Raw genomic sequence first — 7,537 nt, forward strand, 5'->3', positions numbered from 1 at the left:
GCAAGCAAGCCATGTAGCGTGTCTTTGAGAAACCTCCGGTTTTTTAAAAGTCCTATATTTCAATGACCTGCAGGCATTGCTTGATACTGGTCTGCGCCCGGATTGGAGTGCAATGATGCACTGCGGTACCCTTTGCCGCTTTGCCGTTGCCCAGCGTTGACATGTCCAGCGTCGAACCAAATATCTACGATCCCCAGCAGGTTGAAGCCGCCGCCCAGAAATTCTGGGAGGCCGAGAAAGCATTCGAGGTGAACGAAACCTCGGACAAGCCCAAGTTCTACTGCTTGTCGATGCTTCCGTACCCGTCCGGTGCACTGCACATGGGCCATGTGCGCAACTACACCATTGGCGACGTCATCAGCCGCTACAAGCGCATGACCGGCCATAACGTGCTGCAGCCGATGGGCTGGGACGCCTTCGGCCTTCCGGCCGAAAACGCCGCGATCAAGAACAAGACCGCGCCGGCCAAGTGGACCTACGCCAACATCGGCCATATGCGCAGCCAGCTCAAGTCGCTGGGCTATGCGATCGACTGGTCGCGAGAATTCGCCACCTGCACGCCGGACTACTACGTCCACGAGCAGCGCATGTTCACCCGGTTGATGCGCAAGGGCCTGGCCTACCGCCGCAACTCGGTGGTGAACTGGGACCCGGTCGACAACACCGTGCTGGCCAACGAGCAGGTCATTGATGGCCGTGGCTGGCGTTCCGGCGCACTGGTCGAGAAGCGCGAGATCCCGCAGTGGTTCCTGCGCATCACCGATTACGCCCAGGAATTGCTGGACGGGCTGGACGAGCTGCCGGGTTGGCCGGAGTCGGTCAAGACCATGCAGCGCAACTGGATCGGTCGCTCCGAAGGCCTGGAAATCCAGTTCGACGTGCGTGACGTGGATGGCGCTGCACTGGATCCGCTGCGCGTGTTCACCACCCGCCCGGACACGGTGATGGGCGTGAGCTTCGTCTCCATTGCCGGCGAACACCCGCTGGCCGTGCACGCCGCAAAGAACAACCCGCAGCTGGCCGCCATGCTGGCCGAGCTGAAGCAGGGCGGTGTCTCCGAGGCCGAACTGGAAACCCAGGAAAAGCGCGGCATGGACACCGGCCTGAAGGCCATCCATCCGGTCAGCGGCGAGCAGGTGCCGATCTGGGTCGCCAACTTCGTGCTGATGGGCTACGGCACCGGCGCGGTAATGGCTGTTCCGGGCCACGATCAGCGTGATTTCGAGTTCGCCACCAAGTACAAGCTGCCCAAGCTGCAGGTCATTGCACTGAAGTCGCCGAAGAACGACGACGAGCGCAGCTACGACGACAGCCGCTGGCAGGACTGGTACGGCGACAAGACCCGTGAAACCGAGCTGGTCAATTCGGCCGAATTCGACGGCCTGGATTTCCAGGGTGCGTTCGAGGCATTGGCCGAGCGTTTCGAGCGCAAGGCCCAGGGCCAGCGCCGGGTCAATTACCGCCTGCGCGACTGGGGCGTGAGCCGCCAGCGTTACTGGGGCTGCCCGATCCCGGTGATCTACTGCGACAAGTGTGGCGCGGTGCCGGTGCCGGAAGACCAGCTGCCGGTGATCCTGCCGGAAGACGTAACGCTCAATGGCACCGGTTCGCCGATCAAGGCCGATCTGGAATGGCGCAAGACCACCTGCCCGGATTGCGGCGGCGCGGCCGAGCGCGAAACCGATACCTTCGACACCTTCATGGAGTCGAGCTGGTACTACGCCCGCTATACCTCGCCGGGTGCCCGTGAGGCGGTGGACAAGCGCGGCAATTATTGGCTGCCGGTCGACCAGTACATCGGTGGCATCGAGCACGCCATCCTGCACCTGATGTATTTCCGTTTCTTCCACAAGCTGATGCGCGATGCGCGCATGGTGGACAGTAACGAACCGGCGCAGAACCTGCTGTGCCAGGGCATGGTCATCGCTGAAACCTTCTACCGCCAGAACAGCGACGGTTCCAAGGATTGGTTCAACCCGGCCGATGTGGACACGGTGCGCGACGAGCGCGGCCGCATCACCGGCGCGACCCTGCGCGAAGACGGCCAGCCGGTGGTGATTGGTGGCGTCGAGAAGATGTCCAAGTCCAAGAACAACGGCGTCGACCCGCAGACCATGGTGGCCAAGTACGGCGCTGACACCGTGCGCCTGTTCTCGATGTTCGCTGCGCCGCCGGAACAGTCGCTGGAATGGAACGAGGCCGGCGTCGATGGCATGGCGCGCTTCCTGCGCCGGCTGTGGGCGATGGTGCACAAGCACGTTGCCGACGGCGTTGCACCGGCACTGGATGTCGCTGCGCTGAGTGCCGAGCAGAAGGCGATCCGCCGCAAGACCCACGAAACCATCAGCAAGGTCAGCGACGACTACGGTCGCCGCCACGCCTTCAATACCGCCATCGCCGCGGTGATGGAGCTGCTGAACGCACTGGCCAAGTTCGACGATGCCAGTGCGCAGGGCCGTGCGGTGCGCCAGGAGGCCCTGCAGGCTGCTGTGCTGCTGTTGAACCCGATCACCCCGCATGCCTGCCATGCGATGTGGCAGCTGCTGGGCCACGAGCAGACCCTGCTTGAAGACCAGCCGTTCCCGCAGGTTGATGCCGCTGCCCTGGTCAAGGATTCGCTGACCCTGGCAGTGCAGATCAACGGCAAGCTGCGCGGCACCATCGAGGTGGCTGCGGATACGCCGCGCGAGCAGATCGAGGTCCTTGCCAAGGAAGAGCCGAATGCGGCGAAGTTCCTGGATGGCCTGACCATCCGCAAGGTCATCATCGTGCCGGGCAAGATCGTCAACATCGTTGCGGCGTAAGCCGCAACGGGTATCTCAAGTGCAGTTCACGCGGCATCAGGCAGGCTAGCTGCCTGTTGCCGCTCCCGGCCGGCTCCTCCAGACTGTGTGCATGACTCGATACCTGACTGCCCTGATTCTTGCCGCCACCCTCACCGGTTGCGGCTTCCATCTGCGTAACAAGCTCGCGTTGCCTGCCGATATGCCGGCGGTGCAGGTGGATTCGGCGGTGCGTTACAGCGAACTGGTCAAGTTCCTCAACCGCGGCCTGCGCTCTTCGGGCGCCACCGTGGTCGAAGAAGGGGACACGTTGCCGGTCGCCGGCAAGACCCCTGGGGTCGCCCGTCTGCAGATCCGCTCCGAGCGCTGGGGTGACCTGCCAATTGCCATTGATGCCCAGGGCCGTGCCCAGGAATACAGCCTGCGCTACGCGGTGGTGTTCAGCTTCCTGCGGCCGGATGGCAGCGTGATTGTGCCGGAACAGGCGGTGGAGCTGTCGCGTGACTACGTGTCGCCGCCGCAGGACGCCACCGGTACCACCACCGAGCGCGAAATCCTGGCCGATGAGCTGCGCCGTGAAATGTCGGCCTCGATCCTGCGTCGTATCGACAGCGTGGTCCGCGCCGATGTGGAAAAGGCCTTGCATGCGCCGACGCCGGCCGAGGGTGCGACAGACGCGCCCAAGCCTGCGCAGGATGCTGCAGGTGAGGTGCGCTGAGTTGCTGTTCTTGCACGCCGCACAGACCCGGCAGGCCTGAGCGATGGAGTTGCGACCGGAACAACTGGCCAGCCAGATAGCCTCCCAGCCCTTGGCGCCGGTGTATCTGATCGCCGGCCCAGAACTGCTGCGGGTGATTGAAGCCGCCGATGCAGTGCGCGCCAAGGCGCGTGCGGACGGTATCGGCGAGCGTGAAGTATTTGATGCCGATGGCCGCGACTTCGACTGGGGGCAGCTGGCTTCCAGCTTCAACGCGCCCAGCCTGTTCAGTGCGCGGCGTCTGGTCGAGGTACGCCTGCCCAATGGCAAGCCGGGCAAGGAGGGCGCCGAGGTCATCAGCGACTTCTGCGCGCGGCCGGCGCCGGACGTGGTGCTGCTGATCACCGCTGGCGAATGGAGCAAGGCGCATCAGGGCAAATGGGCCGAGGCCGTCAACAAGGTTGGCGTGTTGTCGGTGGCCTGGGCGATCAAACCGCATGAACTGGGTGATTGGATCGAGCGGCGCCTGCGCAGCAAGGGCCTGCGTGCCGATCCGGGCGCCGTGCAACGCCTGAGCGAGCGGGTTGAAGGCAACCTGCTGGCGGCAGCGCAGGAAATCGACAAGCTGGCCTTGCTGGCGGATGGCCAATCGCTGGACGTGGCCAAGATGGAGTCGTTGGTGGCTGATGCCGCCCGCTACGACGTGTTCCGTTTGAGCGAAGCCGCCTTCTCCGGGCAGGCAGCGGCAGTGTTGCGGATGGTCGCCGGCCTGCGCGCCGAGGGCGAGGCGGTGGCCGCGCTGATGCCGATCCTGATCCGCGAACTGCTGATCACCGCCGGGCTGGCACGGGTACAGGCTGCCGGTGGCAACCTGGCTGCCGAAATGAAATCCAAGGGCATCTGGGAGTCGCGCCAGGCGCCGTTCAAGCGCGCGCTGCAGCGCCATCCCGATCCGCGCCGCTGGGAGCGCTTCGTCGCCGAGGCCTCGCAGGTGGACCGCATGGCCAAGGGCAGGGCGGACGGTGATCCATGGCTCGCCCTTGAGCGTCTGCTGGTCGCCTTGGCCGAGGCCAGGGCGGTGCGCCTGCTTGTCCGTGGCGTGCGCTGAATGAACATCGCCGCGCTGTCGCCGGCAGCTGCTGGCGCAGACGAAAGCCTGTGGCTGCTGTACGGCGGCACCTTCGATCCGATTCATAACGGTCACCTGGCCATCGCCCGCTGCGCTGCCACCGAGCTGAAGGTGCCTGTTCACCTGATGCCGGCTGCCGATCCGCCGCACCGGGCACCGCCCGGCGCCAACGCTGAACAGCGCACGTGGATGCTGGAACTCGCGGTAGCAGGGGAACCCAGCCTGCTGGTCGACAAGCGTGAGCTGCTGCGCGCCGAGCTGCAACCGGGTGTGCCGTCATGGACGGTGGACACCCTGCGCGACATCCGCGCCCAGATCGGTCCACAACGCCCCTTGGCCATGCTGATGGGCGCTGACAGCCTGCTTGGCCTGCCCAGCTGGCATGAATGGGAATACCTGCTGGACCTGGCGCATATCGTGGTGGCTGAACGCCCTGGCAGTGGTCTGGATGGCGAGCTGCCAGCGGCACTGGGGCAGCGCCTGCAAACGGCCTGGGCCGGTTCGGCCGACGAACTGGCCGCCAAACCGGCTGGCCGGGTCTGGCGGCTGCGACAGCCGCTGCACGCCGAGTCGGCGACCGTGGTGCGTGAAGCCATCGCCAATGGCGGCCAATGGCGCGATCTGTTGCCTTCGCCGGTGGCTGAGTACATCCTTGCGCAAGGCCTTTATGGCTGTGCCGCGCGGGCGTGAATGCCGGCAGCGGCCAGGTTCTCTATAATCGTCCCCTTAATTCATCGAGTTCTGCTGCTTTGACCACCGAAGCCCAAGTCATCAAGACCCAAATGCCCAGCCCGGCACCCTCCGTCCCGGCCCTGCTGGCGTCCGTCCACTCCGCCCTTGAGGAGATCAAGGCGCGGGATGCCGTCGAGCTCGATGTCCGTGGCAAGTCCAGCGTTGCTGATTACATGGTGGTGGTCTCCGGCACCTCCACCCGCCACGTCAAGTCGATTGGCGAGGAAGTCGTACGTTTCGCCAAGAACCTGGGCGTGATGCCGCTGGGTGTTGAAGGCGAGCGCGAAGCCGAATGGGTGCTGGTCGACCTGGGTGACGTCATCGTCCACGTCATGCTGCCGCGCGTGCGTGAGCTGTATGCGCTGGAGCGTCTGTGGACCGTCGGTGACCAGCCGCGTTCCGAGTATGACGACGAAGATGAGCAGGATGCCGGCTGAGCCTGACGGCCACGGCTTCTGTTTCCGTGACGGCGCCGCAGGGCGCCGTCTTCGTTTGTGCGGCTTGATAGGAGGCCATGCATGAAAGCCAGATTGATCGCCACCGGCGAACGCGCGCCGTCGTGGGTGGCGCAGGGGTTCGCCGAGTACCAGAAGCGACTGTCGCATTGGCTGCCGCTGGAACTGGTGGAAATCGAACCCGGCCTGCGTGGCAAGGGTCGTGATCCCAAGCGCGCCATCGAGGACGAAGGCAAGCGGGTGCTGGCTGCGCTGCCCAAAAACCCTTATGTGGTGGCGCTTGATGTGCCCGGCAAACAGCTCAGTTCAGAGCAGCTGGCGCAGCGTCTGGAGCACTGGCGCACGCAGGGACGCGACCTGGCCTTCCTGATTGGCGGCCCGGAAGGGCACGCAGCGGAAGTATCCGCAGTGGCCGATGAGAAGTGGTCGATAGGCCCGCTGACCTTGCCGCATATGCTGGTTCGGCTGGTGGTTGCCGAGCAGTTGTATCGCGCAGCAGCGATGTTGGCCAATCACCCCTACCATCGCGCGTAATTAACGTATAGAATGCGCCTCCCCGCCCGAATAGCTCAGCCGGTTAGAGCACTTGACTGTTAATCAGGGGGTCGTTGGTTCGAGTCCAACTTCGGGCGCCAAGATTTGATTGAAGACCCGCATCGCGAGATGCGGGTCTTTTTTTGCCTGTTGTTCAAGCTGCTGCTGAACGAATCACGGCAGGACTGCAAGCATGACTCGAACGAGGATCTGGAAAATTGCTCATGGCAGCGCCGCAAAGCGCTGCCATGAGTGGTAGCCAGAACTGCTCAGCCGAGTTTGAAGTCGACCGGAATCAGGCCGTAAGCCTGGACCGGACGGCCGCCATCGGTTGCCGGTTGGAATTTCCAGCGACGCAGCACCTGGTTGCGTGCGGCGGTGTCGAGGCTGCGGTTGCCGCTGCTGTGCTCGACGCTGACTTCCAGCGGCGAACCATCCACGTCCACCAGTACCCGCAACGTCACCGTGCCCTGTGTACCTGCGATCAGCGCGTCACGCGGATAGCTGGGGGCCGGCGCGTTGAGGTAGCGCAGCTGTACACCTTGTAGCGGTGTCGATGGACCCACTGGATCGATGGACGGCAGGGTGTCGACGGCCGGCGCCACATCAACCGGTGCGCTGATCACCGCCTCGGTAGCGAAGATCGGCATAGGCGCGTTGTCCACCGGCGCGGCCAGTGCCGGTGGTCGTGGTGGTGAAGGTGTGCGCGTTACTGGTACATCGACCGGTGGCAGTGGCGGGTTGGGGACGATGGGTTTGACGTCAGGGACCTGCCAACGTGCTTCACGCGCCTCCCGCTGGATCGGCACCTGTGACAGCGGAATCAGCAGCAGCGCGAGGGCAAGGGCGTGCAGTGCCAGGGCAGTGCTGTAGGCAAGGATGCGCGAGGGTTCTACGTGCAGGGACGGACTGCGTTGTTGCGTGCGGACCATGTACCACCTCCATGCGTGGGCGTGTGACAGAGAACAACGCGCGATGACACGGGACGGGGTTGCTCGACTGCGTCCCGTAGCTGCAGTGCGCCTTTTATTCCTGCGTTCGGCAAGCGGGGTGGTTGTTCCTGGTCAGCTGGCGGACAGCTTGAGGGGGCAGGCAACGGCCGGCTCTTGTGGGAGCGGGGGGGGGGGGGCGGCCCGGCCCCCCCCCCGGGGGGGGCCCGGGGGGGGGGGGGGGGGGTGGCGGCGTGGGGGGGGGGGGCGCCCGCCCC

At 64.8% G+C, this 7,537-nt stretch carries 7 protein-coding genes and 1 tRNA gene; 7 read left to right on the forward strand and 1 reads right to left on the reverse strand.

The genetic code is table 11. From position 1 onward, the window contains the following. Nucleotides 1-161: 161 nt before the first annotated feature. From leuS to ACVOLV_RS16175, 7 genes are all read left to right on the forward strand, one after another. Nucleotides 162-2,804: a leucine--tRNA ligase gene (gene leuS, locus ACVOLV_RS16145; RefSeq protein WP_481555270.1), complete on the forward strand. Its 2,643-nt coding sequence runs from the start codon at nucleotides 162-164 to the stop codon at nucleotides 2,802-2,804. A gap of 91 nt (nucleotides 2,805-2,895) precedes the next feature. Then, a complete protein-coding gene (locus ACVOLV_RS16150; RefSeq protein WP_481555271.1) occupies nucleotides 2,896-3,501 on the forward strand; it encodes an LPS-assembly lipoprotein LptE in 606 nt (201 codons plus the stop codon). A gap of 43 nt (nucleotides 3,502-3,544) precedes the next feature. Continuing rightward, the gene (gene holA, locus ACVOLV_RS16155; protein ID WP_481555272.1) at nucleotides 3,545-4,588 is read left to right on the forward strand and encodes a DNA polymerase III subunit delta; all 1,044 of its coding nucleotides are present in this window, start codon (nucleotides 3,545-3,547) and stop codon (nucleotides 4,586-4,588) included. Further along, complete coding sequence (nadD, locus tag ACVOLV_RS16160; RefSeq protein ID WP_481555273.1) at nucleotides 4,589-5,299, forward strand: nicotinate-nucleotide adenylyltransferase; 711 nt, start codon at nucleotides 4,589-4,591, stop codon at nucleotides 5,297-5,299. It begins immediately after the preceding gene. Nucleotides 5,300-5,358: 59 nt separating this feature from the next. Next, on the forward strand, nucleotides 5,359-5,778 hold the full coding sequence (gene rsfS, locus ACVOLV_RS16165; protein ID WP_481555274.1) for a ribosome silencing factor: 420 nt from the start codon (nucleotides 5,359-5,361) through the stop codon (nucleotides 5,776-5,778). Between the two features lie 81 nt (nucleotides 5,779-5,859). Further along, entirely contained in the window at nucleotides 5,860-6,330 is a 471-nt protein-coding gene (rlmH, locus tag ACVOLV_RS16170; RefSeq protein WP_303749500.1) for a 23S rRNA (pseudouridine(1915)-N(3))-methyltransferase RlmH, read from the forward strand. Between the two features lie 24 nt (nucleotides 6,331-6,354). Then, a tRNA-Asn gene (locus tag ACVOLV_RS16175) sits at nucleotides 6,355-6,431 on the forward strand. Between the two features lie 168 nt (nucleotides 6,432-6,599). On the opposite strand, the gene ACVOLV_RS16180 is transcribed toward ACVOLV_RS16175, so the two are convergent. Beyond that, nucleotides 6,600-7,262, reverse strand: a complete 663-nt coding sequence (locus ACVOLV_RS16180) for an energy transducer TonB (RefSeq protein WP_481555275.1) — start codon at nucleotides 7,260-7,262, stop codon at nucleotides 6,600-6,602. Nucleotides 7,263-7,537: the final 275 nt, after the last annotated feature.

The sequence above is a fragment of the Stenotrophomonas sp. STEN023 genome (assembly GCF_056760135.1).